Genomic DNA, 26,039 nt, shown 5'->3' with positions numbered 1-26,039 from the left:
GGTTATTCGGACATCCTGGGCCAGTGCCGCAACGACGTGGGCCGGGTGTCGGCGGGACGCAGTCGGTCGAGCACGAGCCGTAGCGGAGGCCACCCGGAGCGTCCGCGCCGGGTCACCACATAGGTCGTCATGATCACCTCAGGGGTGTTGAGCGGCAACACCTTCAGACCGTCGCGCGGAGCACGGTCCACGGGCAGCAGCCCGACGCCGTAGCCGGACAGGACGAGGTCCTCGACGAGATCGAGGGTGTCGATCTGGTGGGCGATCCTCGGAATGAAGCCCGACAGGGCGGCGAGGGTCCGTACCGCGTCCTCGTCGGCGGTGTTGCGGGAGTTGACGATCCACGTGCGCTCGGCGTAGTCGACGAGATCCACCGAGTCCGATGCGTCGGCCGGCACGACCAGTCCCCATCGGGTGGACCACAGCGGCCACGATTCCAGCACAGGGTCTGGGGAGGCCGGCGCCAGGTTGTAGTCGTAGGTCAGCGCCATGTCGAGGTCGTTGTCCACGAGCCGGCGGAAGGCCTCGATGGGCTCGTACTCACTGATGATCGCCTCGACGCGCGGGTGGGTGCGGGCGATGTCGGCCAGCACCGGAAGCAGCGACACGCGAATGGCGGTGGCGAACCCGCCGATGCGGATGGTGCCTGCCGGTTCGGCATCCGGGTCGAGGTCCAGCCGCGCACTGTCGACGGCGGCGAGGATGGTGACCGCGTGCTCGGCGAGCCGCAGACCCGCCGGCGTGAGGCGCACGTTGCGACCGTCGGGTTCGATGAGCTGCGCGCCGGTGTCCTTGGCCAGCGCAGCGATCTGCTGCGACACCGTCGAGGTGGTCAGGTGGTGCACCTCCGCGACCGCTCGCATCGAGCCCAGGCGCGACAGGGCCAGCAGCAACTGCAGTCGGCGGGTGTCCACAGAGCAATTGTCCGCATATCGTGAACATTCTGTCTATATCGATGCGCTCAACCTGATAGTTAGCTCATATGCGACGATGCGGTGATGACCGAGCGTGCCACGCATTTCACCCAATCCGATCAGGACCGGTTCGTGCCGACGACATTCGCGCAGAGCCACTGGGGTGAAGACCACCTCAACGGCCCGGCGCTGGTCGGCCTGGCCGCCCGCGCGCTCGAGTCCGCATACGGCGTGGCGGAGTTCCTGCCTGCGCGGCTGACCGTCGACCTGTTCAAGGCGGCCCGTGGGGTGCCGACCACCACCAAGGTCGCGTTGGTGCGCGACGGTCGGCGCGTGCGGAATTCGGAGTGCGAGCTGGTGCAGGACGGCGTCACGGTGGCCAAGGCGACGCTCGTGCAGTATCGGAGGTCATCGGCCCCGCGCGGCGAGGAATGGTTCGCGGCACCGGAATTCGCGGCACCGGCCACGCTGGATGCGACGCAGAGAACGCTCATGGGCAGCGACGAAGCCGGTTGGGGCGGCACCATCGCCGATCATCAGAATGCGTCGCGCAAACGGTTCATCAACCGAACCATCTCGGTCGTCGACGGCCGGCCGAACTCCCCGTTCGTGCGGGCGGCGATGGCAGCCGAAGGCACCAGCCTGGTTACCAACCTGGGGACCGCGGGCGTCGGCTACATCAATGGTGATCTCACCGTGGCACTGGCCCGGCTTCCGCTCGACGACTGGATCGGCGTGCAGGCGGACTCGCATTGGGCCGCCGACGGCGTCGCAGTGGGGGCCTCGACGTTGTTCGACAGCGCCGGCGCATTCGGCACGGGCCTCATCACGGCCGTCAGCAACCCCGAGGCGCAGATCGACTTTGCCAATGATCCTTTTCCGGAGCGCTCTGTCTCCGGGGCACCAGCGCCGTCGTAGGGTTGTCGGCGTGGAGGTGCTGCTCGGAATCGACATGGGGACCGGAAGCACCAAAGGTGTCCTCGTCGACACGTCAGGTTCGGTCATTGCCACCGAAACGGTTGCGCACTCCATGGACCTACCGCGACCTGGGTGGGCCGAGGTCGATGCGGAAAACCTGTGGTGGCGTGAGGTTTGCGGGATCAGCACGGCACTGATGGCGCACATGCCGAGCGGGGCGGCGCTGGCAGGCATGTGCGTCAGCGGTGTCGGCCCCTGCCTGGTGTTGTGCGACGACGATCTGCGCCCGCTGCGCCCGGCGATCCTGTACGGCATCGACACCCGCGCCGCAGCGGAGATCGCCGCGTTGACCGCCGAGTTCGGCGAGGCCGAGATCCTGCGGCAGGCCGGCACCCTGCTGTCCAGTCAGGCGGTCGGTCCCAAGCTGGAATGGGTGCGTCGCCACGAGCCCGAGGTGTTCGATCGTGCGACGCGCTGGTTCGGGTCCAACTCGTACATCGCCGCCAAGCTCACCGGCGAATACGTGATGGACCACCACACGGCAAGCCAGTGCGACCCGCTCTACGCCACCCGCGACTACGCGTGGAATCTGCCCTGGGCGCAGCGGATCTGCGCACACCTGCCGCTGCCGCGACTCGTGTGGCCCAGCGAGGTGGTGGGTACCGTCACCGCGCAGGCTGCGGCGGCCACCGGCGTGCCGGTGGGGACACCGGTGGTGGCCGGAACGGTGGACGCGTATTCCGAGGCGTTCTCGGTCGGCGTGCGGCGCCCCGGCGATCAGATGCTGATGTACGGATCGACGATGTTCCTGGTGCAGGTCATCGCCGAGTACTACAGCGATCCGGCGTTGTGGACCACGGCAGGCGTCGAACGAGGCACCCTGGCACTGGCCGCGGGTACCTCGACCGCGGGCAGCCTGATCAACTGGCTTCAGGGCGTCACCGGCGGGGCGTCCTTCGAGGAATTGGTGGCCGAAGCCCGGGATGTGCCGCCTGGCAGTGAAGGGTTGTTGGTGCTGCCGTACCTGGCGGGGGAGCGCACGCCGGTGTTCGATCCTCAGGCCCGCGGTGTGGTTGCCGGGCTGACCTTGCGCCACGGCCGCGGCCATCTGTTCCGCGCTGCCTACGAAGGGATTTCGTTCGGGATCCGGCAGATTCTGGAGCGTTTCGACGACGCCCACAGCGGGGCCCGCACAGTCGCGGTCGGCGGTGGCCTGCGCAGCCCGATCTGGGTGCAGGCGGTCAGCGACATCACCGGCCGCCCGCAGTTGATCCCGGAGCAGGGGATCGGCGCCAGCTACGGGGATGCCCTGCTGGCGGCGATCGGGACGGGGTTGGTGCCTGCCGACACCGACTGGGCCAAGATCGCCCGCGAGATCAAGCCCGACGCGCGCAACCGCGATCTCTACGACGATCTGTATGCGACGTGGCGTGAGCTGTACCCGGCGACCAGGGAGCAGGTGCACCGGTTGTCCGGTCCGATGCGGGGTGACGGTTAGGCCTGTTCGGTTCTCTCGAGGATGGCCGAGGCCGTCACCGGGTCGGTCACCAGTTGGTTGAAATACCCGCCGCGGGCGCCCGCAATGATCGAGTCGACCTTGTCACTGCCGACCGCGACGGCGATGGTGACCGGGACATGTTGCAGCACTTCGAGTTCCACCGCGATGAGGCGGTCACTGCCGTCGAATTCCACCGGTTCGCCGTCGCGATCGTAGAACCGCGAGCACACATCGCCGACCGCGGTGCGCAGCGATGTGGACCCGGTCGGCACGAACCGGGGGATGTCCGAACGGCTCAGCGGCGGAGCACCGACACCCATCAACGCGCATCGCGCACGCGGCCACAGGTTCAGCACGCGCTGAATGCTCGGATCGTTGAGCAGCGACGGGTAGAGGTCCGGCCCCGGCAACGCAGGCGCGAACAGGTAGTTCGGTCTGCCTTTGACGCGGTTGGCGACCAGCCGCGTGATCTCGTTGGTCTGGTACCACTCTTCGGGTTGGTCATTGCCGCCGACGGTGGGGGCGATCAGGACACCGGGTAGGTCGGCGAGTTCGTACTGGGCGACCTCGTAGACGGTGCGGCCCGACGACACCAGTAACACGTCGCCCGGCAGCAGTCCGGCCGCGGTCAGCGCGCGGCCGACCGCGGGCGCCAGTGCTGCGCCCATGACGTCGACGTCGGTGCGGCCGGGGCCCGGTTGAGCCAGTGGGTGACACAGGAACACGGTGTTGAGTGCCAGCGCGCGCGAGACCCGGTCTGCGACGTCGCCCGCGGTCACTTCCGCGGGCGGCACTACCTCGATGCGGACGATGCCGCGCCGCTTGGCTTCGGCGAGCAGCCGGCTGACGGTCGCGCGGCTGGTGCCGAGTTGGGCCGCGACATCGGCCTGGGTGGCGTCCTCGGTGTAGTACATCTTCGCGGCGGCGTACAGCAGCGAGGCCGGGAAGTGGCCGGATTCGGCGTCGAGCGATGAGCCGTCCACGCCGTTCGACGGCGTTGGCTGCGCTGACCTGGGCACCTGACGAGTATGACACTGAACATCTGTTCTCGTTGAGATTTCTCTGCACATTTGTTCTGGACATATGTGCATAGGCTGGTTAATGTGACACCAACCACAGTGCGAAAGGTGTCCGTCGTGTCCAATCCAGGCTCCGCCCAGATCCCCGAGAAGATGCAGGCAGTGGTCTGCCATGGCCCGCAGGATTACCGGCTCGAGGAAGTGGCTGTGCCACAACGCGGCCGGGGCGAGGCGCTGATCCGCGTCGAAGCCGTCGGCATCTGCGCCAGCGATCTGAAGTGCTATCACGGTGCCGCCAAGTTCTGGGGCGACGAGAACCGTCCGGCCTGGGCCGAGACCATGGTCATCCCCGGGCACGAATTCGTCGGCCGGGTGGTCGAACTCGACGACGAAGCCGCCGAGCGCTGGGGCATCGCCGTAGGGGACCGGGTGGTGTCCGAACAGATCGTGCCGTGCTGGGAGTGCCGGTTCTGCAAGCGCGGCCAGTACCACATGTGCCAGCCGCACGACCTCTACGGCTTCAAACGCCGCACGCCCGGCGCCATGGCCAGCTACATGGTCTATCCCGCTGAAGCGTTGGTGCACAAGGTTTCCGGTGATATCCCACCGGCCCACGCCGCGTTCGCCGAACCGCTGTCGTGCGCGCTGCACGCCGTGGAGCGCGCCCAGATCACCTTCGAGGACACCGTCGTGGTAGCCGGGTGCGGGCCCATCGGCCTCGGCATGATCGCCGGCGCGAAATCCAAGAACCCCATGCGGGTCATCGCCTTGGATCTGGCACCGGAGAAGCTCAAGCTCGCCGAGCGCTGCGGCGCGGACCTCACCATCAACATCGCCGAGCAGAACGCCGAAGAGATCGTCAAGGGCCTGACCGACGGCTACGGCGCAGACGTATACCTTGAGGGCACCGGCCACACATCCGCTGTGCCCCAAGGCTTGAACCTGCTGCGCAAGCTCGGCCGGTACGTCGAGTACGGCGTGTTCGGCAGCGACGTGACCGTCGACTGGAGCATCATCAGCGACGACAAGGAGCTCGACGTGCTCGGCGCCCACCTCGGGCCGTACTGCTGGCCCGCCGCGATCAAGATGATCGAGTCCGGCACGCTGCCGATGGACGAGATCTGCACCCACCAGCTGCCTCTCACCGAATTCCAGCGTGGCCTGGATCTGGTGGCCAGCGGCAAGGAATCCGTCAAAGTTTCCCTGATCCCGGCGTAGATGGAGCCCGAAGCAATGAACAGACGTGTCCGTCCCGGTTCATCGGGACCGCAGCTGTCGCGTCGAAGCATGTTGGCGGCCTTGGGAATCGCCGGGGCCGCTGCCGCCAGCGCGCCGATCCTGAGTTCGTGCGGTGTCGGTGGCCGGGTGTCGGCGCCCAATGGCGCCGACGAGATCACCGGTGGCTTCGACTGGAAGAAGGCCTCCGGTGCCACCATCAACATCCTGCAGACACCCCATCCGTATCAGCTGTCCTATCAGCCGCTGATCAAGGAGTTCACCGAACTCACCGGGATCACCGTCAACGTCGACCTCGTCCCCGAGGCCGACTACTTCACCAAGCTCAACACCGAGCTCGCGGGCGGCTCCGGCAAGCACGACGCCTTCATGCTCGGTGCCTACTTCATCTGGCAGTACGGACCACCCGGCTGGATCGAGGATCTCGGCCCGTGGCTGAAGAACACGTCGGCCACCAGTGCGGAGTACGACTTCGAGGACATCTTCGAAGGCCTGCGGACCTCGACGCGCTGGGACTTCACCCTCGGCCACCCGTTGGGAACCGGTGGCCAGTGGGCGATCCCGTGGGGCTTCGAGAACAACGTGGTGGCCTACAACAAGAAGTACTTCGATCAGCGTGGCATCACCAAGCTTCCGGACAACCTCGACGATTTCATCCAGCTGGCCGTCGACCTGACCGACCGCTCGGAGAACCGCTACGGCATCTCCACCCGTGGCTCGAAGTCGTGGGCGACCATCCACCCGGGGTTCATGACGCAGTACACCCGCGAGGGCGCCGTCGACTACAAGTTCAACGGTTCGGACCTGATCGCCGAGATGGACAGCGACATCGCGATCGACTTCACCAAGAAGTGGATCGACATGCAGCACCGCGCCGGGCCGACGTCGTGGACCACCTACGACTATCCCAATGCCACAGGCGATCTCGGCGACGGCAAGGCGATGATGGTGTTCGATGCCGACAGCGCCACCTACCCGAAGAACAAGCCGGGGGCCAGCAAGGAGGCGGGCAACCTGGGCTGGTATGCCGGTCCCGCCGGACCCGACGGCAACTACAAGACCAACCTGTGGACGTGGAGTTGGGCGATGTCGGCGAACTCGCGCAACAAACTGCCCGCATGGCTGTTCATCCAGTGGGCCACCGGCAAGGATTCGATGAACAAGGCCGTCGAGGGCGGCACCTACGCCGATCCGGTGCGAAAGTCGGTGTTCGACACCACGTTCAAGCGGGTGGCGGCCGATCAGTTCGGTTACCTGCAGGCCTTCGAGACCGTCATCGCTGAGTCGAAGATCCAGTTCACGCCGCAGAAGAAGTTCTTCGACACGACCCAGAACTGGGCCGTCGCGCTACAGGACATCTATGGCGGTGACGACGCCGCCACGCGGCTGCGCAGCCTCGCCAAGACCAATACATCCAAGGTCAACCTCTAGGAGCTCTGGCCCACATGACAATTCAGACTCCGAAGGCGCCGACGACATCGCAGGCGCAGCACGCCGCCGCGTCCCGCGGCAACCTGCCGGAGGTGCCTGCCTGGCGCCGACGGTTGCGGCCCTACGTGCTGTCCATCCCCGCGCTGGTGATCGTCATCGGCATCCTGTACCCGTTCGTCCTCGGCGCCTACTACGCCTTCCTCAACTACGCTGCGGTCAACCCGGATCCGCACTTCGTCTGGTTCGACAACTTCAAGTCCGTCTTGGGCGACCGGGTGTTCTGGAAAAGTGTCACGGTCACGTTGATCTTCGCGGTCGTCGCCACCGGTGTCGAGACCGTGTTGGGGGTGGGCCTCGCGCTCCTGCTGAACCGGTCGTCGATCATCGGCAAGATCTTCGAGAAGGTGCTCATCCTGCCGCTGATGATCGCCCCCGTCATCGCGGGCGTGATCTGGAAGCTGATGTTCAACCCGCAGTTCGGCGTGCTCAACCATGTTCTGGGACTGGGCAACACATTCGACTGGTTGTCCTCGACGCATGCGTTGTGGTCGGTGATCCTCGTCGACCTGTGGATCTTCACGCCGTTCGTGGCGATCCTGGTGCTTGCCGGCATCCGGTCGTTGCCCAAGGAGCCCTTCGAGGCGTCGGAGGTGGACGGCGCAGGCTGGCTCTACATGTTCCGCAAGCTCATGCTGCCGATGTTGTGGCCCTACATCCTGGTGGCGGTCATCTTCCGGTTCATGGACAACCTCAAGGTGTTCGACCACATCTACGTGCTCACCGCAGGCGGCCCTGGCGTCGCCACCCGCACCCTTCAGATCGGGGCGTTCGAGGACTCCATCATCAACCTGGACTACTCCCGCGGCAGCACCTACATGCTGCTGCTGTGGATCATCGTGTTCATCACCGCGCGCTACCTGGTGAGCGTGCTGGGCAAGGCGCAGCGCCGAGCTGCCGGAGCGGAGTCGTAACACCATGGGACTCTTCAACAGAACCGAACTGCTCCCGGGGCAGAAACGCCTGTCGATCGGGTCGGTGGCCGCCGATATCGGTCTGGTCTTCTGGTTCGTGTTCTCGCTGTTCCCGATCGCCTGGATGGTGATCCTGGCGCTCAAGAACGCCGAGCAGCAGACCACCACCTACTTCTCGTTCAGCCCGACATGGTCGAACTTCGCCACCGTGCTCACCGACAAGGGCACTCAGATGACCAGTGTCGATTTCAAGGCCTCGCTGCTGACCAGCCTGCTGAACTGTGGTGGCGCGGTGATCGTCTCACTGGTCATCGGCATCCCGGCTGCCTACGCCGCCGGCCGGTGGCAGTACAAGGGCTCCAATGACCTGATGTTCCAGATGCTCTCGTTCCGGTTCGCGCCCGAGCTCATGGTGATCGTCCCGCTGTTCGTGATCTACAATCAGATCGGGCTGTTCGACACCAAAGTCGGCATGATCTGGGTGCTGCAGCTGGTCACCATGCCGCTGGTGGTCTGGATCCTGCGGTCCTACTTTCAGGACCTGCCCGAGGATCTCGAGCAGGCCGCACTGCTGGACGGATATACGCGGCGGCGGGCGTTCGTCATGGTGGCGCTGCCCATCGTGCGGCCCGGTATCGCCGCCGCGGCGTTGCTCGCGTTCATCTTCGCGTGGAACAACTACGTGTTCCCGCTGATTCTCGCCGACAGCAATGCCGGCACGGTGACCGTTGCGATCACCAAATTCCTCGGCGGTGGCGGGCAGGCGTATTACAACCTGACCGCCGCGGCCGCCGTCATCGCCGCGCTCCCACCGCTGATCTTGGCTTTGACCATTCAGCGGTACCTGGTGCGCGGCCTGTCGTTCGGGGCGGTGAAAGCCTGATGGCAACGGTGTCGATTGCCGACGTACACAAGAGTTTCGGCAAGACCAAAGCGGTCGACGGCCTGTCGGTGGATATCGCCGACGGTGAGTTCTTCGTCATTCTCGGCCCCAGCGGCGCAGGCAAGACCACCACGTTGAAGTCGGTTGCCGGCCTGGTGGACATCGACCAGGGGTCGGTGCACATCGGCGGTACCGACGTCACGCAAGTGGAGCCGTATCACCGCAATGTGGCGATGGCATTCGAGAGCTACGCGCTGTATCCGCAGAAGACGGTGGCCGAGAACCTGGCCTCGCCGTTGAAGAGCGGCCGCACCGGCCGATACTCGGAGCAGGACCGGGCCGAGCGCATCGACCAGGTCACCTCGACGCTGGGAATCAACCACCTGCAGAAGCGTTTTCCGCGGGAACTGTCCAACGGGCAGCGTCAGCGGGTGGCACTCGGTCGAGTGTTGGTGCGACCTGCCGACATCTACCTGCTCGACGAACCGCTGAGCCACCTCGACGCCAAGCTGCGTGCGGCGATGCGCGCCGAACTCAAACAGCTCGGCGCGATGAGCAACACCACGACCATCTATGTCACCCACGATTATCAGGAGGCGCTCGCGCTCGGTGACCGCATCGCGGTGATGCGCGAGGGCAAGTTGGTTCAGATCGGCACGCCGGAGGACATCTGGCGACGACCGGCCGACACCTTCGTGGCGAAGGCACTGGGGCAGCCGGAGATCAACCTGATCGACGGCGTGGTCGACGACGGCCGAATCCGCCTCGGCGACGGCTCATTCGACATCGCAGTACCCGCGGGCCTCGAGTGTGCCCGCGGCGATGCGGTGCGGGTCGGTCTGCGGCCCTGCGATATTCACGTCACCTCGGGCACAGGCTCACTGCACGGGCGGGTGCTGTTGGCCGAACGTCTCGGCCGCAACGTCGAACTCACCGTCACGGTGGGTGGGACGCAGCTGATCGTGCTCACCTCCGGCCGCGAGGGTGTCGGCGAAGGCGCCGAGATCACCATGACCGTGGCCGATTCCGACGTTCACGTGTTCGCCGCCGGGGCGGGCGACACCCGCCGATTGGACGGCGGCAAGCGCGATTCCGCATTGGAGGCAGCTCAGTGACCACCACCGTGACACCACCCGAGACCGCGCAGAGCCTCACGCTGTCCAAGCTGGTGAAGACCTATTCGTCTCGGGGTCGCGAGAGTTTCCAGGCGGTCAAGGGCATCGACATGGCGATCCGGCCGGGGGAGCTGGTGGCGCTGCTGGGGCCGTCGGGCTGCGGTAAGACCACCACACTGCGCATGATCGCCGGTCTGGAGACGGTGACGAGCGGCTCCATCCGCATCGGCGAGCGCGAGGTATCGCAGCTGCCCGCGGCCAAACGCGGCATCGGCGTCGGGTTCGAGAGTTACGCGCTGTACCCGCCGATGTCGGTGCGCGAGAACCTGCTGTACGGGCTCAAGGCCCGCAAGGTCAAAGGCGCTGAGCAGATGGTCGATTCGATCAGCCGCCGCCTGGAGATGGACGACATGATGGGGCTGCGGCCCGCCGGCTTGTCCAGCGGGCAGAAGCAGCGGGTGGCGCTGGCCCGCGCCCTGGTGCGCAACCCACCGGTGCTGCTGCTCGACGAGCCGCTGAGCCATCTCGACGCCTCGGCCCGGCAGCGAGTCCGTCGCGAACTCAAAGTGCTACAACGAGAGTTCGGCTACACGACCATCGTCGTCACGCACGACCAGGTGGAGGCCTTGTCGCTGGCCGATCGGCTCGCTGTGATGGATGCCGGTGTGGTGCAACAGTTCGGCACCCCCGACGAGGTGTTCGACGATCCCGCCAATCTGTTCGTCGCACAGTTCGTCGGTGAACCGCAGATCAATGTTCTTCCCGGCGTGGCCCGGGTTTCCGGTGGCACGGTCCGGGTCGAGATCGGTTCGGGCGCAGGCGCACTGGAAACCACGGTGACCGGCGTCGCCGACGGCACAAAGGTCACCGTCGGCATCCGGCCGCAGGATTGCGTGATCGGCACGTCCGACGGCGACGGTATCCGGGTCACCGTCGCCTATTTCGAACACCTGCTGGAATTCGGGCTGGCCACCAGCACCGTCGCAGGCGTCGAGGAGGGCATCGTGGTGCAGACCCCTGCGGCAGAACGCTACGAACCCGAACAGCAGGTCACGCTCAGCGCTGCGGCCCAGCGCGTGTATCTCTTCGACGCTGATTCGGGGGAGAGGTTGCGCTGACGGCAGCCGCTCACCGGCGGAACACGACCCAGCGCATCGCGCTGTACATGTAGACGGCCTCGCAGGCGCCCGCGGCGATCCTGGCCAGGTGGTACTCGACGCCCAGTGCGGCCAGACCGCTCGACACTCCCAGGATGAACGCCGCGTAGTTGATCGCGACCACGACGATGTACACCGTCAGCTGAGGGCCGACGGAGGCGTGCGACCGGAAGTTCAGCGTCCGGTTGAGGTAGTAGGCCAGGGCGAACGCACACGCGTACGCGACGGTCACCGCCACTGGCAGCGGCAGCCCGAACGAGCCACGCAGCAGCGTCAGCACCAGCAGGTCCACGCCGAAGGTGAAACTGTTGATCAGCGCGAACCCGAGGAAGGTCGGCGCCACCACCGTGCTCAGGCCGAACGGCAGGCGACCGACGGCCCGTTCGCAGAATCGGTGAAACCGCCCCGCCGTCGACACTTGCTCGGTGACCACATGTCCACCGTGACAGTTGCGGGTGTCGGGACCGTGATCACCGGGCGAACGATGTGGGTCGGTGTCACTTCCGCGAATGGCCAGTTGTGACGCGGGTTTTCCGCTGCGCCGTGCGATAACTGGCCGTTCGGCGCCGGACCGGACGCACGCGTCGACGCCGGGCTAGTGCCCTTTCGGGATCATCGCGAGCTGGCGGCTCTGCACGATGACCTGCCCCGCCGCATCGAGGATGAGATGGTCCTCCTCGAACAGGGTCTCGCCGATGACCGTGGCGCTCGCCATCACCCGCATCCAGCCCGGCGCGGGCCTGCGGCGCAGGTAGGTGGTGAGCTGAACCGTCGGCGTCCAGCCGAACATGCCGCGGTTCATCGTCACCGGCGCGCTGATGTCGCCGGCCATGACGGCGAACAGCAGTGCCGTATCGGGATCGGCCTCGTCCTGTGCGAAGGGTCGCAACCACATTCGATTGATCGGTTCGCCCTGCTGCCCGGCCAGGAACAATGCCGCCGACGGGTCGATCCGCAGGTCGCAACCCTGTGCGACATGCACGATCTGCCCCATGGGATGCGCGGGGGTGACATGTACGGCGTCGGCTGACGGTTCGGCAGCCATGTCCGACAGGGGCAGCGGATCCTGATGGCGAGGATCGGCCACATCGAGATGCCCGAGGGTGACCGCGGAGGACACCGCCACCACAGCTCCTTGGGACAGCTCGACATCGACAACGCTGACCTGCCGTCCCCGCTTGCGGACCGTGGCGGTGAGCGTCACGTCGCCCGGTTCTGGGGCGTGAAGATAGTTGGCGCTCACGGCGATCGGCTGCAGATCCGCCTCCGCGCCGAGGGCCCGGCGCGCCGCGGCCGCACACAGCGCCATCATGCAGCCGCCGTGCACCTTGGGGCCGATGGTCCAGATGGGGTCGACGGACGCCGTGTACGTGCCGGCGCCGACAGGCTCCAGCGTCGTCAGGTCCGTGAACGGACGCGTGCTGGTCAACGTATGCGTCAAGGTCATCTCTTTCACTCGTTGACCTTGCACACTAACCGGCAGGCAGAACCTGTCCCGTCGCCAGCCTCACGTAAACCGGGTGCCGGCGGGCCAGGTTCATGCCGAAGGTACGGCGAGGCCCAGCATCCTGGCCCTGTCGAGGATGATCCGGGCGCGGTTCAGCCGCGGAAGGTCGCTGCCGTCCTTGGGCTTGCCGCCGTGGCTGTTGAACTGTTCGACGAAATCCGTGGCCCACGAGATGTCGGAATCGGAAGGGCTCAGACCCTTGTTGATAACGTCGGCGTCCGTCGAGCGCAGCGCGAGTTTGCCCGTCATGCCCATCTGTCTGGTCAAGGCCACTCCTTCGGCCAATTGCTCGGGGTCGCGGGTGGGTCCGTCGATGGGCCCGGGGATGTGTGCCGCGCGCGAGGCGACAACCAGCTGAGAACGGCTGTACGCCAGCGCCAACGGGTCCTGTTCCACACCGATGTCCAGCGTGTAATCGTTGACACCGAAGGCAATTCGGAAGCATGGCCGGGCCGCGGCGATGTCGTGGACGCGGGAGAGGCCCCGGGCGGTCTCGATCAAGGCGATCACCGGCGAATGGCCACCGAGCCGGGCGGCGGTGTCCCACATGTGATTTCCGCCCTCTGTCTTGGCGAGCACCACGCCCGACAAACCCTTGGCGTCGGCGAGGGTGCGGCAGTCGACCGACCAGTACTCACTGGAAGCGTCGTTGACCCGCACCCAGGCTTGTCCGCCCGAGTTGAGGAATTCCATCACGCGCTCGCGCGCGGGTTCTTTCTCGTTGGGCGCGACGGCGTCCTCCAGGTCGAGGATCACTTGGTCGCACGCGGTGGATGCCACGAGTGAGTGCAAATCATCCTCACGCGAGGGGTTGACCAACAGCCAGGAGCGTGAAGCCTGTGGGTTGATTTTCACGGGGTCCAGCATTTCGCATTCGCGGCCCGGCGCTCACGCGATCGTAACCATCAGTAAATACTGAACGGTATGTCCATAAATATCACGTGGACACGAACGATTTCGGTGCCGTTCAATGCTGTAATGACCACCGCAACCGCACGCCAGGGCGCCTTCATGGCAATCGCGGCGATGCTCATCGTGCAGCTCGGCGCTGCCATCGCCGTCGAGCTCATCGACGACTTGGGCGCCGTGGGTGTCGCGTGGCTGCGCCTGGCCTGGGCCGGGCTGCTCCTGCTCGCGATCGTCCGGCCGCGCCCCACCCATTTCACCCGGTCGTCGTTCGTCGCATGCGTGCTGCTGGGGGCGGCCACGGCCGGCGTGACCATCCTGTTCATGTTGGCGGTGGCACGCATCCCGCTGGGCACCGCGAGCGCTCTGGAATTCCTTGGGCCACTGGGCGTTGCCGTTGCCAAAGGCAGCGGCCGCGGACGGTTCGTGTGGCCGGCGGCGGCCGGGCTCGGCGTGGTTTTGCTGACCGAGCCGTGGACGGGGTCCGTCGATCCGATCGGCGTGCTGTTCGCCCTCGCAGGGGCTCTGTGCTGGGCGTCCTACATCCTGCTTACCCAGCGCGTCGGCGACGAGGTGGCAGGGCTCAGAGGCCTGGCCATCTCGATGCCGGTCGCCGCGCTGGTCGCCAGCCTGGCAGCCGGTCCCGCCACGTTCGGGCGGCTCACTCCAGAGCTCCTGTTGATCGGTCTCGGCCTGGCGATCCTGTTGCCCGTCATCCCGTTTGCCCTGGAACTGTTGGCGCTGCGCCGGCTCACTACTGCGGCGTTCGGCACGCTGATGAGCCTTGAACCCGGCTTCGCGATGCTCATGGGACTGCTCATCCTGCACCAGGTTCCGGCCCTGTTCGGTGTGGTCGGCATCGCGCTGGTGGTTGTGGCCGGTGTCGGCGCGACGAGCAATGGCGCACGCACAGCACCGGTGCCCGCCGAGGTCGGCTGACCACTCATCCTCACCGAGATTGACGCCAGGGCTGTGAAATTCGAAAATCCACAGCCCTGGCGTCAATCTCGACGACACCGCTTACGCGTCGATGCGCTTGCGCCGGTAGAGCGTTCCCGCCATCAGCAGCACCAGGCTGATCACCAGAATCGCGGTGGCCAGCACGTTGATCTGGGGTGGCACTGCGGCCTTGACCGCCGCGTTGACGTACAGCGGGTAGGTGACCGTCGAGCCGCTGACGAAATAGGTGATGATGAAGTCGTCGAGCGACAACGCGAACGACAGCATCGCCGCGGCGACGATGCCCGGAACAATCAGCGGCAGTGTCACTTTGAAGAACGTGCGAGTGGGGCTCGCACCGAGATCCATTGACGCGTCCTCCAGCGTCCAGTCGAATCCACGGACCCTGGCCCGCACCGTCATCGCGATGAAGCTGACCTCGAAGGCGATGTGCGCGATGAGGATCGTGACGTAGCCCGTCGCCCACCCCAGGTCGAGGAACAGCGTCAGCAGCGACGCACCCATCACCACCTCGGGCGCCGTCAGCGGCAACACCAGGAACGTGTCGACAGCCTTCTGTCCCCGAAACCGTTGGCGCACCAAGGCGATCGCCACCAGCGTGCCCAGGACGAGGGCCACGGCGGTCGACACGGCGGCGACGTTGAGGCTCAGCTTCAGTGCCGCGGTCAGGTCCGGGTACTTGAACGGATGGGTCCAGTTGTCGAAGGTGAATTCCTGCCACGTGTAGTTGAACTTGCCCGCAGGCTTGTTGAACGAGAACAACACGATGACGAAGATCGGCAGGAACAGGTACAGCAACACCAGGCCCGCCACGATGCGCAACGCCCAGTCACCCCACCTGGGGGTGCCCTTGACGGTCTTCGGTACATCCGGACTCGTCGCGGCGGCAACCGCTACGGATGTCATACCAGGTCCTCCGTACCCAGAGCCCGCGTGTAGAGCAGGACACCGACAAGGATGATCGCCATCAGAACCATGCTCAGTGCGGCCGCGACCGGATAATCCTTGACCACCAGGAACTGTTTCTGGATCACGTTGCCGATCATGCTGGTCTGCGTGCTGCCCAGGTAGTCGGCGTTGATGAAATCTCCGACCGCCGGTATGAACACCAGCATGCTGCCTGCCAGCACACCGGGCATGGACAACGGCAGGATCACCTTGGTGAAGCTGCGACGATTGGTCGAGTACAGGTCTTTCGACGCCTCGATCAGGCGCGGGTCGATCTTCTCCAGGCTCACGTAGAGCGGCAGGATCATGAAGATGATCCAGTTGTAGACCAGGCCGCCGATCACCGCCCAGCTCGTCGACAGCAACCGGCCCTCACTGGGCAGCAGGCCGATCGAGCCGAGTGTGCTGACCACCCATCCGTCGTCGGCCAGGATCGTCTTCCACGCCAGCGTGCGGATCAGGAACGTCACGAAGAACGGCAGGATGACCAGGCCGAGCAACAGGTTTTTGTACCGGCCCGCCTTGAAGGCGATGACGTACGCGAGCGGAAATGCCAGCAGCGCACACACCACGGTCGCGGTCAGCGCGTAGCCGAACGAGCGCAGGATCTGCTCGCTGTAGGTGCTGAATGCCTTGGCGTAGTTGCCGATACTCCAGTCGAAGGTCAGCGTGGGCAGATACACCGATCCGCCCGAGCTCGACAACGACGTGCGTGCCAGAGAGAAGAACGGCACCACGAAGAAGATCCCGAGGTACACCAGCGCCGGCAGGATCATCAGATACGGAGCCACCTTGCTCCGCTGCCGGCTACTGGTTGCTACACCTGCCATCGGCGTCAGCCGCCGGTGACCGCGGCGTACATGGCATTGAACTCCTGGGTCTGCTCGTCAGTCAGCGCCGCCCAGGACTTCAGCTTGGCGAGTGTCTCGGCGGGCGGGTTGATCAGCGGGTTCTTGCTCAAGTTCGGATTGATCTTGTCGAGTTCCTCGGCCATGTCCGTCAACACGGGCACGTACTGGGTGAACGCCACGAGCTTGGCGTAGTTCGGGCGGTCGTAGACGTAGTTGATCCACGCCTCGGCACCCTTCTGGTTCTGGGTGGTGTAGGGAATCACCATGGTGTCGATGAACCAGTCACCGCCCGCTTCGGGAACCACGAAATGCAGATTGGGGTTATCTGCCTGCAACTGCACCACGTCGCCCGAATAAGCTTGGGCGACAGCGATATTGCCGGCGGCCAGGTCGTCGGCGTAGTCGTTGCCGGTGAACCTGCGGATCTGGCCCTTGTCTTTCTGCTCGCGGACCAGGTCGACAGCCTTCTGGACCCCTTCCTTCGTGGGGTTCTCCGGGGAGTTGCCCTGCGACTGCATGATCATGCCGAGCCCGTCCTGGGTGTCGGAGAGCAGGCTGACGCGGCCCTTGAACGCAGGGTCCCACAGGTCCTCGACCTTCGTGATGTCGCGGCCGGTCGCGGACTTGTTGTAGGCGAGACCGACCATGCCGGTCATGTAGGGCGCCGTGTACTTACGGCCCGGGTCGACCTGCGCGTTGAGCAGATCGGGGCGCAGGTTCTTCTTGTTGGGGACGCGGGAATCGCGGATCTCGTTGAGCCAGTGCAGGCCGTTGAGCCGAAGCGCCATGAACTGGGTGGGCACCACCAGATCGGCGCCGATGTCCTGCTTGCGCGACAGCGGCTCCTTGACCTTGGCGAACCACTGCTCGTTGTCGTTGAAGTCCTCTCGATAGTCCACGGTGAGCCCGGAGGCCTTCTGGAAGGCATCGACGAACCCGGGTGCCATGTAGAGCGGCCAGTTCGAAATACGCAGATTGCCGCTCGCCGGGGTGCCGTCATCCGGTGGCGCGGAGCTCGTGGGGCTGCTGGATTTTTCGCTGGAGCCACATGCCGCCAGGAACGACGGGCCAAGGGCGAGCGCGGCTGCGGCCGCCGCGCCTCCGCCAAGGAACCGGCGCCGGGAGGTGGGGCTGGCGGCAAGCCGGGCGAGCAGTGCGGGATCGGTGTGGTTGGGCATGAGCGACCTTTCGGTGAATTGGGGCGCTGACGGATGAAGGGGAGTGGTGAATGCTGCCGGCGACTACGAGTCGTCGAGCATCTCTTCGAGGTCTTCGGTGGTCGGGATGTCCGCCGCGGGCAGCACCCGGGAGGCGTCCGGAGACCAGCTGACGTGCACCGCGTCACCGGGCCGCAGCAGCGGCAGGTCCTGCTCAGCGCCGACATGGGCGATGATGGTCGAATCATCTTGTGCGGCAAGGGAAAGCCGTACCACCGGACCCTGGAAGGTGAGATCCTTGACGGTCGCAGGCACGGTCGCGAGGTCACCACTCGGCCGGTCCATGGTCACGCGGACCCGTTCGGGTCGGACCATGAGCGTCGCGTGCCCGCCGGGCTCGATCGTCGTGTCGCCGGGCTTGGCCTTCAGCGTCGTTCCCAGCACGTCGACTTCGACGAAATCGCGGTTGGCCCTACCGGTCTGCCGTCCGGCCCACAGGTTGGCCTGGCCGATGAAGCTCGCCACGAACACCGTGGCCGGCCGGTCGTAGATCTCGGTCGGGGTGCCGATCTGCTCGACGTTGCCGGCGTTCATCACCGCGATCCGGTCGCTCATGGTGAGCGCTTCTTCCTGATCGTGGGTGACGTAGATGAAGGTGATCCCGACTTCCCGCTGGATGCGCTTGAGTTCGAACTGCATGGCATGCCGCAGCTTGAGATCCAGTGCACCCAACGGCTCGTCGAGCAGCAATGCGCTGGGGTAGTTGACCAGCGCGCGCGCCAGGGCGACCCGCTGCTGCTGGCCGCCGGACAGCTGACCGGGCTTGCGGTTGGCGAAGTCGGTCAGCCGCACGATCTCCAGTAGCTCGTCGACGCTGCGCTTGATCTCGGCCGCACTTTTCTTGGCGGACTTCTTCCGGCTACGCGGCCCGTAGGCGACGTTGTCCCACACCGTCATATGCGGGAAGAGTGCGTAGTGCTGGAACACCGTGTTGACGTTGCGCTTGTGCGGCGGGACGTGGGACACGTCGACGCCTTCGAGCCGGATCGCCCCCTCGCTGGGGCTCTCGAATCCGGCGATCATCCGAAGCGTCGTGGTCTTGCCGCACCCGGATGGGCCGAGCATGGAGAAGAACTCGCCGGAGGCGATGGAGAAGTCCGCCTCCTGTACCGCGACGTAGTCGGCGAAGCGTTTGGTCACATGGTCGATCTCGATAACTGGGCTGCCACTCGTGGGTGGCGCTCCAGCGGGTCCCGCCGAATCGTCGATGGCGGTGGTGTCTGGGCCGGTCAGTGGAGTTCCTCCTCAGGGCGCAGCGGGTGCTGTGGGTAAACCATCGCGGATGAGGCCGACGTTCGCAAGCGATTCCGCAACGATTTAACATTTCTACAATGGAATCCTTCGTTTGAAGGCGTCTTTTGCACGTATTCCTACAGTGAAGGGGGCGTGCGACCACAACAGCGCGTCACCGAGTACGGGTGTGGGGAACCTGCGGATCAGTTTCTCAGGGCACCGACATCGGGCGGCGCGAAACCGGCGACGGGATCAGCCCCATTCGTGGTTCATCGCACGCGACGACGACAGGGTCTGAACCGATTGCCCATGACGGTCGGCAGTACGTGACACAGCGATGAGAACCATCGCCAGGGCGGCGGTGACCGCGCCGGCGATGAAGATGACGATGAAGCTGGATTCCGAAGGAACCCGGGCGTGGCCGATGAGCACTGCGACGATCGCGGCGGCGACAGAGCTGCCGACCGTCCGAGCGATGGCGTTCATGCTCGTGGCGATACCCGTCTGTGCGGCGTCGACCTCGCTGACCACCAGCGCGGGCAAGGCCCCGTACCCGAGGCTGATGTACGCGTTGGCCAACACCCCGGCAACGATGACCTGCCACGCCCGGTCGTGGGCGACTGCCAGCACCACGAATCCGGCGATGCCCGCGACGGCCGCGACGGCCATCACCCGCCGGGCGCCGTACCGGTCGATGAACCGGCCGCTGACGAGCGCCACGACGAAACCGGTGAGCGCACCCGGCAAGAGGAAGTAGACGCTGACCTGCAGCACGGTGGCGCCGAACCCGTAGCCGGCCACCTCGCGCGGCATCTGGACGAACTGGGTGAGCCCCAGGAAGGCGAAGTACAACCCCATGCCGACGAACGCCGTGGCGACGTTGGTCAACAGGATCGGCCGCCGGGTCAGCATCGCCGTCGACACGAGCGGCTGCTCCACGCGCCGCTCCCACAGCCACCACCCGGCCAGCACGACGACACCGGCCGCCAGCAGGCCGAGCGTGGCCGGACTGGCCCAGCCCCACGCGTTGCCCTGGGTGATGCCCAGCAGCACCGCCGACAGCCCGGCCGCAAGTCCGATGGCACCGAGCCAGTCGATGGCTCCGGTCGTTTCCGGTCGACGTTCCGGAACAGCAAGTGCCGCAACGACAATGACCACGGCGGTGAAGGCAGTGGTCAGCCAGAAGACGCGGTGATAGCCGGCGCCGCCGGACATCAAAAGACCCGTCACAACCAGCCCGGCGCCGCCACCGAATCCGAGCGTCCCCGACAGTATCGACATCGCGCCGACCAGTCGGTCCTCGGCAAGTTCGGTCCGCAGTACGGCGATGCTGATCGGATAGAGGGCGTAGGAGGCGCCCTGCAGCACGCGCGCCACGATCAGCAGCGGCAACGACGCGGTTGTCGCAGCCAGCACCGAGCCGGCCAGCACGACGGCAAGCACGGCGAGCAACACCCGCTTCTTGCTGTAGAGGTCCGCGAGCCGGCCGATGAGCGGCGTGGCCGCGGCTGCGGCGAGCAGGTTCGCGGTCACCGCCCAACTCACCGCAGCGGGCGTCGATCCCAGTTGCGTCGCGATGACTCCGAGGACGGGCACCACGGCGGTCTGCAGGACCGCGACGGTCAGCACGACGAGACTCAGCCCGGCGATCAGCACGGCGGGCCGGGTCGCGGTGGCTTCAGGGTTTCCCGTCCTGGGCACCACCACCGTCACTCCGTTCGTTAGCCTATCTTTTCAAGTTTCCCGATTATGAACCGGCGGTCGTCGGCATGGTGAAATGGGCCATGCCTTCTCGATCCAACGTGCTCAACGCCAGCGCCTTCACCGGGCGCCGGCCGACGGGCGCCGGCGACCTCGCGGTCGAAACGCACGGCATCGCGCCGATCGGAAAGGATCAGCGCTACGGCCGTCCCGCGCGGTTGTTCACGGTGTGGTTCGCACCCCAGGTCAATATGACGGGCGTCTTCACCGGGACCCTGGCCATCGCGCTGGGTCTGGGCTTCTGGCTGGGCATGCTGGCCATGGTCATCGGGACGATTCTCGGGTCCCTGGTGGTGGCCTACTTGTCGACGTGGGGCCCGCGCACCGGGGCCGGCCAGTTGCCCAACGCGAGGATGGCGTTCGGTGGCTTCGTCGTGGTGCCCGGGATACTGCAATGGGGGTCGTCGATCGCCTGGGACGCCTTGGTCGGCTTGTTCGGTGGGGAAGCACTGGCCGTCCTGGTGGGCATCCCGTTCTGGATCGCCGTGCTCATCGTCCTCGGGGTACAGGGTGTCGTCGGATTCTTCGGCTACGAGCTCATCCATCGGTTGCAGGCGGTGCTCACCGTCGTCCTGCTGGTCACCTTCGTGGTGTTCGCCGTCAAGCTGGTCCGCGGGCAGGACGTGGTCACGCCGGCGACCGTGCACGGGGCAGCGCTGGTCGGCGCTTTCGTCTTCGAGGTGACCATCGCGCTGAGCCTGGCCATCTCGTGGGCGAGCTATGCCGCGGACTTCAGCCGGTACCTGCCCGCGACGGCGCCCCGGGGCCAGGTGTTCGGATACACGTTCGCCGGTATCGCGTCGGCGTACATCTTCGTTCAGGGGATCGGCATCGGCGGCGCGGCAGCGATCGGTGAGCAGACCGCCGAGGGTGTGCGAACGGTGATGGGCGGCGGCGTCCTCGGTGGGCTGGCACTGTTGATCATCGCGCTGGCCGCCGTCGGTTCGGGGGTGATGAACGACTACAGCGGGTCACTGGCGCTGCAGACCATCGGGGCGCGAGTGCGCAGGCCGGTTTCCGCCGTCATCGTCACGGCGCTCGCTTTCTTCTTGATCTTGTGGTTGCACGCCGCCGACACCGCGAGCCGATTCACCGACGTGTTGTTGTTGGTCAGCTACTGGATTCCGGCGTTCGTGGCAGTCGTGGCGGTGGACTGGGCGATCCGGATCCGCGGACGCGACACGCTCGATCCGTCGGCCGAAGAGACGCGCCGGTCCGACGCGGCGGCCGCACTGATCACCTTCGTGATCTCCTACGCGGTGGCGATGCCGTTCATGAACACCTCATTGATCCACGGGCCGGTGGCAACCGCGTGGTACGGCGCCGACGTCGCGTATTTCGTGAATTTCGGTGTAGCCCTGACGCTCTACGGCGGTTACCGACTGCTGCAGGCCAAGCGCGAGCAGCCGTAGAACCTCACAGCGGGTGTGCGGCAAACCAATCCAGCAGCAGGCCCGCCACGGTGTCAGGCTCTTCGTCGGGCAACCAGTGTGAGGCGCCGCGAATGGTCTCGAACCGGTACGGTCCGGACACGAATTTCGCCGTCTCGTGGGCCGGTTTTGCGGTGATCGCGGTATCCCCGTCGCTCCAGATGTACATCGTGGGGACCCGCACCCGGTGCTTGATGTCGCGCGAATCGGACAGCAGCATCGCGCGGTACCAGTTGAGCGCAGCGGTCAGCGCGCCGGGTTCGAGCATCGCCGCGGTGTCGCGTTGCGCGTGCGCGGCGGCCTGCCCGCTGCGGACCAGAGCATCAGTGATCCTGGTACCGACACCACCCCGGCCGAGCAGCAGCCGCTCGGGAAGTCGGGGGAGTTGCGCGACGTACATGTACCAGGACGCCAGGCCTTGGCGGCTGGTCGGCATCGCACGTAGGAAGGCCACCGGATGCGGAACCGAGATCGGCGAGAACGACGCCAGTCGATCGGGGTACCGCAGCGCAACTCCCCAGCCGACAGCAGCGCCCCAGTCGTGCCCGACGAGGTGCACGCGGTCGGCTCCACTGCCGTCGATGAGGGCCAGTGCGTCGTCGACCAACTCGGACATGCGGTAGTCACGGCGCCGCAGCGGCCGCGCCCCGGGGGAGTAGCCCCGTTGATTCGGTGCCAGGCACCGGTATCCGCGGGTGGTCAGCTGCGCCATCACGGCTTCCCAGCTGGTGTTGCGCTGGGGGAATCCGTGCAGGAGAACTACAACGGGGCCGTCCGCAGGGCCGTCGTCGATGACGTCGAACACCAGGCCGCCGCGGCGGAACTGATCCATATGCACCCTCTTCCCCGACGTGGCTGCCAGGATCGGCACGGATTGACCTCTCAGGCAGCGTATTTGACGGCCACGCAAGGCCCGAGGATGTCCGGTTGCCGATCGCCGGATGCAGCCTAACGCCCGCTGGCGATATCCGATTCGAGGCAACCCGGATACCCGTGACCAAACATGCTGACAGCGACGTCGCAGTGCGGCACAGTTACCGACATGACCAGTCCGAAGCTTCCCAAACCGAGTGACCTCAGATCGGCCGCGCAGGCTGCGGTGGAGACCGCTCAGTCGGCGGTCGAAACCGCGCAGGCCGTCGCGAACAGCGCGATGCGCATACCTCCCGCCTCAGCCCAACTCGCGGTGCAGTTGCCCGATCTGATCGAGAATCTGGCGGTTGCGACTGAACGGCTGAACACGACGATCGACCGCACCGAGCGCTATCTCGCAATGGCCGACCCGATGTTCCGCACGATGGATCGGCTTCTACCCCAGTTGGAGGCTCTCGTCGCCACCGGAAACGACGTCTTCCGGATGTTGTCGAACATCCCGGGGCTGTCGAAGTTCAATCCGTTCGCGGCGCGCCCGACGGACGACCGCGGCGCCGGATAGCCTGATGGGCCGCCCCGAAACTGGCGGCCCATCAGCAGTTTTGGGGGATTTACATCGGGATCCAGGTGCCGAGGAACCAGAAACCCCAACCGTGGCCGTCCGCTGCCTGCATCGGCGTGACCTGCTGACCGTTCCAGTTGAACGGCTGGTGGTCGTTGCGGCCTTGATCGATGCCCCGGTTATGCCAGTCGACCGGACCAGCCGGGCCCCGGTCGGGCCCGCGATCGTCGCGGTGGTTGTCGCACTGCGGGGAGCCTGGACGGTCGCAGCCCCAGCCCGGGTCTGCGCTTGCCGTGCCGAGACCGACACCGAGCAGCCCGGCCATACCGATGCCCGCGGCCAGCGCCGAGACACCCAGGGTTCGCTTGAACGTCATAGGTTTACTCCGTTTCTTCGTGTTACGGCGTCACCGCCGGATGCGAAGTAAAGCTATGACCTGGATTTTTGCCGGCACTGTGGCGACCGTATGGCGCAGCTGTGCAAGCGATAACGGTTCGGCTACCCCGGTAACGAATTGAAAACTGTTTGCTGTCAATGCTATTGACGGCATTGACTCCGAGATGTCACGGGCAGGAATCCGATCGCGAATCGATACTGAAGGAATCGTCGCGGATCCAGCCGGAACGGGTGCCGACATCGATTTTGAACCACCGCTGTGGAGCACCGGCCCACGATGTGTCGGCGATGTCGGACACCTTGTACGTGCCCGCCGCCACTTTCACCGATTCCTGCCCGAACGGGTCCGGTGTCTCGCGCAGCGTCAGCAGCGGGTTGGCAACCGTCACAGCACACGTGCCCGCCGCGACGGTTGGTGGTGCCGTGATGCGGGCGCTCGGGGCGCTGGAATTGTGTGCCGTGGAGCTGTCGTCCACGCTGTGCCGATCGAAAACCTCGTGCCACCACCACGGTACGGTCGCCCCGGAGAGCAGTGTGATTGCCACCGGAACCCCGATCGCGGCCAGTATCTTTCCGCGGGAATGGGTCTCGACGTCCACGGCTGTCCCTCCGAATATCCGCTGGGCAGGCACCCTCGTCAGATGTGCCGACATCCAGGGTCGGCCCGAGAATCGGGGATTGGGTAGCGTAGTGCGCTACTCGAATGGCCGGCTCAATGGTGCTGGGTAAAGCCGGGAATGCCGGTCGGTCCTGCCGCGTCGGTCGTCGAATTCGGCATCGCGACTCGTGGTACCGCAGGGGTTCCGAGTTGCGCCGCCAACCACGGCAACGCATCGCCGAACGCCTGCGACGCGAACAGCCAGTCATGCCTGCCGGGCCGCGTCACCACCGTGGACGCGATGCCTTCCGTTGCGCCGGTCGCCGACAGTGCGCGCGCGGCGATATCCTGGCCCTCCGGATTCGACACGGGATCACGCGCCGTGCCGTCAGGCGAACCGGGCACCTCGAACCATCCCGTCAAACCGGTATAGCGGCCGTGCCGTTTCATGACGGTGGTGGGATCGAAGGCGGCCCACGCGTCGGCGTCGCCGCCGAACAGGGTGGCGATGCTGTGCTCGCGGCTGCCGGTGTTGGGTCCGATATCGCCTGCGATGTCGACGAACGCGCTGAACAGGTCGGGGTGCATCACAGCCAGGTCGACCGCGCACGTACCGCCCATCGACCAACCGGCGATGCCCCAATGGGTGCGCTCGGCACTGACACCGAAATTCGCCGCCATGAACGGAGCAACGTCTTTCGTGAGGTGATCGGCAGCGTTCCCACGCGGTCCGTTGACGCATTCGGTGTCGTTGTCGAAGGCGCCCGTCGCGTCCGCGAAGACCACCGCAGGCGCGCTTCCGTCGTGCTGGCCGGCGAAATCGTCGATGGTGGCGACCGCATTACCGACCCGAAGCCAGTCGGCCGGCGTGTTCAACGCCGACCCGATCATCATCACCACTGGCAAGCGAGGCGGCGGTTTACTCGCGAACCATATCGGTGGCAGGTAGACGAATTCTCGACGATGCGCGAAACCCGATGCGCTGGAGTCGATCCGCACCGGGACCACGACGCCTCGATCGGGCCTTGCGTTCGACAACTGCATCGCGGTGACGCCGACCCGGTCGGTCTGATCGGGTAGCGGACTCGTGGTGAGTTGGTTCCACGCCGTGCGCACCTTCGGGAAGTAACCGACCCAGGTGTTGACCGACAGCGCCGCACACACCACACACAGCGGGACGGCCAGCACCGCCGCGCCACGCCGCCACCACGACGCGCGCTTCCAGGTCAGGAAGATAAGGCTGAGAGCCGCTCCGACCAATCCGATCCACAGCCACAATCGGCTCGGCGCCGCCTCACCGGACACTCCGATCGAGGAGATGTAGTGGCGAGCCCACAGCGCGAACGGAGTCCCGATCAGGGCGGCGATGGCCAGCCGCCGCCAGCCCCGGCGGTCGGCGTGCGCCCACACCACGTACAGCAGAAGCAGTGCAGCCAGCACCTGCACCGCGATCGGCACCCACCCGTCGACCAGGGACAATTGTGCGATGCGGTGGCGCAAAGGCTCTGCCATCTCAACCGCCACGGTCATATCCTGCAGACGAGAACCTGTGCGGTTGCTGTTGCCGCCTGCCGTCACCCACAGTCCGTGGGTCTACTCCGCCCTGCGGTATCGCAGGCGTTGCGACACGCGGTAGCGGGATGTTCCCATCGGAC

25 protein-coding genes are annotated in these 26,039 nt (G+C 65.8%); 11 read left to right on the top strand and 14 right to left on the bottom strand.

The features are described from left to right. Positions 1-2 precede the first annotated feature (2 nt). Positions 3-914, bottom strand: coding sequence for a LysR family transcriptional regulator (locus tag A5784_RS18345; protein ID WP_064946309.1), 912 nt, complete (start codon positions 912-914; stop codon positions 3-5). A gap of 84 nt (positions 915-998) precedes the next feature. Here A5784_RS18345 and A5784_RS18340 point away from each other — a divergent pair, with 84 nt between their 5' ends. Then, complete coding sequence (locus tag A5784_RS18340; protein WP_064946308.1) at positions 999-1,832, top strand: acyl-CoA thioesterase domain-containing protein; 834 nt, start codon at positions 999-1,001, stop codon at positions 1,830-1,832. Between the two features lie 10 nt (positions 1,833-1,842). Then, positions 1,843-3,330 (top strand): FGGY-family carbohydrate kinase, encoded by a 1,488-nt coding sequence (locus A5784_RS18335; RefSeq protein ID WP_064946307.1) that lies wholly within the window; start codon positions 1,843-1,845, stop codon positions 3,328-3,330. On the opposite strand, the gene A5784_RS18330 is transcribed toward A5784_RS18335, so the two are convergent. Beyond that, positions 3,327-4,349 carry a sugar-binding transcriptional regulator gene (locus A5784_RS18330; protein WP_064946306.1) on the bottom strand — a complete coding sequence of 341 codons (1,023 nt, stop codon included), beginning with the start codon at positions 4,347-4,349 and terminating at the stop codon, positions 3,327-3,329. The genes A5784_RS18335 and A5784_RS18330 overlap by 4 nt on opposite strands. Positions 4,350-4,502: 153 nt before the next feature. Here A5784_RS18330 and eltD point away from each other — a divergent pair, with 153 nt between their 5' ends. From eltD to A5784_RS18300, 6 genes are all read left to right on the top strand, one after another. Continuing rightward, complete coding sequence (eltD, locus tag A5784_RS18325; RefSeq protein ID WP_064946366.1) at positions 4,503-5,567, top strand: erythritol/L-threitol dehyrogenase; 1,065 nt, start codon at positions 4,503-4,505, stop codon at positions 5,565-5,567. A gap of 69 nt (positions 5,568-5,636) precedes the next feature. Next, positions 5,637-7,016 carry an extracellular solute-binding protein gene (locus A5784_RS18320; RefSeq protein ID WP_165606269.1) on the top strand — a complete coding sequence of 460 codons (1,380 nt, stop codon included), beginning with the start codon at positions 5,637-5,639 and terminating at the stop codon, positions 7,014-7,016. 14 nt (positions 7,017-7,030) lie between these two features. Further along, positions 7,031-7,987: a carbohydrate ABC transporter permease gene (locus A5784_RS18315; protein WP_064946305.1), complete on the top strand. Its 957-nt coding sequence runs from the start codon at positions 7,031-7,033 to the stop codon at positions 7,985-7,987. 4 nt (positions 7,988-7,991) lie between these two features. Continuing rightward, positions 7,992-8,870, top strand: a complete 879-nt coding sequence (locus A5784_RS18310; RefSeq protein ID WP_064946304.1) for a carbohydrate ABC transporter permease — start codon at positions 7,992-7,994, stop codon at positions 8,868-8,870. Beyond that, positions 8,870-9,985, top strand: coding sequence for an ABC transporter ATP-binding protein (locus A5784_RS18305; protein WP_064946303.1), 1,116 nt, complete (start codon positions 8,870-8,872; stop codon positions 9,983-9,985). Before A5784_RS18310 ends, A5784_RS18305 begins: the two co-directional genes overlap by 1 nt. After that, a complete protein-coding gene (locus A5784_RS18300; RefSeq protein ID WP_064946302.1) occupies positions 9,982-11,103 on the top strand; it encodes an ABC transporter ATP-binding protein in 1,122 nt (373 codons plus the stop codon). Before A5784_RS18305 ends, A5784_RS18300 begins: the two co-directional genes overlap by 4 nt. A gap of 10 nt (positions 11,104-11,113) precedes the next feature. On the opposite strand, the gene A5784_RS18295 is transcribed toward A5784_RS18300, so the two are convergent. The 3 genes from A5784_RS18295 to A5784_RS18285 form a co-directional block, all read right to left on the bottom strand. Beyond that, positions 11,114-11,575, bottom strand: a complete 462-nt coding sequence (locus tag A5784_RS18295; protein WP_064946301.1) for a GtrA family protein — start codon at positions 11,573-11,575, stop codon at positions 11,114-11,116. A 162-nt stretch (positions 11,576-11,737) separates the two neighbouring features. Next, the gene (locus tag A5784_RS18290; RefSeq protein ID WP_064946300.1) at positions 11,738-12,589 is read right to left on the bottom strand and encodes a thioesterase family protein; all 852 of its coding nucleotides are present in this window, start codon (positions 12,587-12,589) and stop codon (positions 11,738-11,740) included. Between the two features lie 90 nt (positions 12,590-12,679). Then, entirely contained in the window at positions 12,680-13,516 is an 837-nt protein-coding gene (locus A5784_RS18285) for an HpcH/HpaI aldolase/citrate lyase family protein (protein WP_064946299.1), read from the bottom strand. Between the two features lie 111 nt (positions 13,517-13,627). Between A5784_RS18285 and A5784_RS18280 the strand changes: the two genes are divergently transcribed. Continuing rightward, positions 13,628-14,494, top strand: coding sequence for an EamA family transporter (locus A5784_RS18280; RefSeq protein ID WP_064946298.1), 867 nt, complete (start codon positions 13,628-13,630; stop codon positions 14,492-14,494). An 81-nt stretch (positions 14,495-14,575) separates the two neighbouring features. Here A5784_RS18280 and A5784_RS18275 read toward each other — a convergent pair whose 3' ends face one another. From A5784_RS18275 to A5784_RS18255, 5 genes are all read right to left on the bottom strand, one after another. Next, positions 14,576-15,421 carry an ABC transporter permease gene (locus A5784_RS18275; protein ID WP_064946297.1) on the bottom strand — a complete coding sequence of 282 codons (846 nt, stop codon included), beginning with the start codon at positions 15,419-15,421 and terminating at the stop codon, positions 14,576-14,578. After that, the gene (locus tag A5784_RS18270) at positions 15,418-16,293 is read right to left on the bottom strand and encodes an ABC transporter permease (RefSeq protein WP_064946296.1); all 876 of its coding nucleotides are present in this window, start codon (positions 16,291-16,293) and stop codon (positions 15,418-15,420) included. Before A5784_RS18270 ends, A5784_RS18275 begins: the two co-directional genes overlap by 4 nt. 5 nt (positions 16,294-16,298) lie before the next feature. Beyond that, positions 16,299-17,492: a polyamine ABC transporter substrate-binding protein gene (locus tag A5784_RS18265; protein ID WP_064946295.1), complete on the bottom strand. Its 1,194-nt coding sequence runs from the start codon at positions 17,490-17,492 to the stop codon at positions 16,299-16,301. Positions 17,493-17,555: 63 nt separating this feature from the next. Continuing rightward, the gene (locus A5784_RS18260) at positions 17,556-18,671 is read right to left on the bottom strand and encodes an ABC transporter ATP-binding protein (protein WP_064946294.1); all 1,116 of its coding nucleotides are present in this window, start codon (positions 18,669-18,671) and stop codon (positions 17,556-17,558) included. 345 nt (positions 18,672-19,016) lie between these two features. Further along, a complete protein-coding gene (locus tag A5784_RS18255; protein ID WP_502687521.1) occupies positions 19,017-20,465 on the bottom strand; it encodes an MFS transporter in 1,449 nt (482 codons plus the stop codon). Positions 20,466-20,548: 83 nt separating this feature from the next. On the opposite strand from A5784_RS18255, the gene A5784_RS18250 reads away from it, so the two are divergent. After that, complete coding sequence (locus A5784_RS18250; RefSeq protein ID WP_197514786.1) at positions 20,549-21,937, top strand: purine-cytosine permease family protein; 1,389 nt, start codon at positions 20,549-20,551, stop codon at positions 21,935-21,937. A 4-nt stretch (positions 21,938-21,941) separates the two neighbouring features. On the opposite strand, the gene A5784_RS18245 is transcribed toward A5784_RS18250, so the two are convergent. Further along, positions 21,942-22,787, bottom strand: coding sequence for an alpha/beta fold hydrolase (locus tag A5784_RS18245; protein WP_064946293.1), 846 nt, complete (start codon positions 22,785-22,787; stop codon positions 21,942-21,944). A gap of 210 nt (positions 22,788-22,997) precedes the next feature. Here A5784_RS18245 and A5784_RS18240 point away from each other — a divergent pair, with 210 nt between their 5' ends. Then, positions 22,998-23,390, top strand: coding sequence for a hypothetical protein (locus tag A5784_RS18240; RefSeq protein ID WP_064946362.1), 393 nt, complete (start codon positions 22,998-23,000; stop codon positions 23,388-23,390). 49 nt (positions 23,391-23,439) lie between these two features. On the opposite strand, the gene A5784_RS18235 is transcribed toward A5784_RS18240, so the two are convergent. The 3 genes from A5784_RS18235 to A5784_RS18225 all read right to left on the bottom strand — a co-directional run bounded on the left by A5784_RS18235 (position 23,440) and on the right by A5784_RS18225 (position 25,896). Beyond that, complete coding sequence (locus tag A5784_RS18235) at positions 23,440-23,766, bottom strand: hypothetical protein (RefSeq protein ID WP_064946292.1); 327 nt, start codon at positions 23,764-23,766, stop codon at positions 23,440-23,442. A 187-nt stretch (positions 23,767-23,953) separates the two neighbouring features. After that, a complete protein-coding gene (locus A5784_RS18230) occupies positions 23,954-24,385 on the bottom strand; it encodes a hypothetical protein (RefSeq protein WP_064946291.1) in 432 nt (143 codons plus the stop codon). A gap of 113 nt (positions 24,386-24,498) precedes the next feature. Continuing rightward, complete coding sequence (locus A5784_RS18225; protein ID WP_064946361.1) at positions 24,499-25,896, bottom strand: alpha/beta hydrolase; 1,398 nt, start codon at positions 25,894-25,896, stop codon at positions 24,499-24,501. Between the last annotated feature and the right edge of the window lie 143 nt (positions 25,897-26,039).

This window comes from Mycobacterium sp. 852013-50091_SCH5140682, from assembly GCF_001665685.1.
GTDB lineage: Bacteria > Actinomycetota > Actinomycetes > Mycobacteriales > Mycobacteriaceae > Mycobacterium.
Note: the sequence above shows the minus strand (reverse complement) of the source record. Positions and strands in the feature narration are given on the sequence as shown.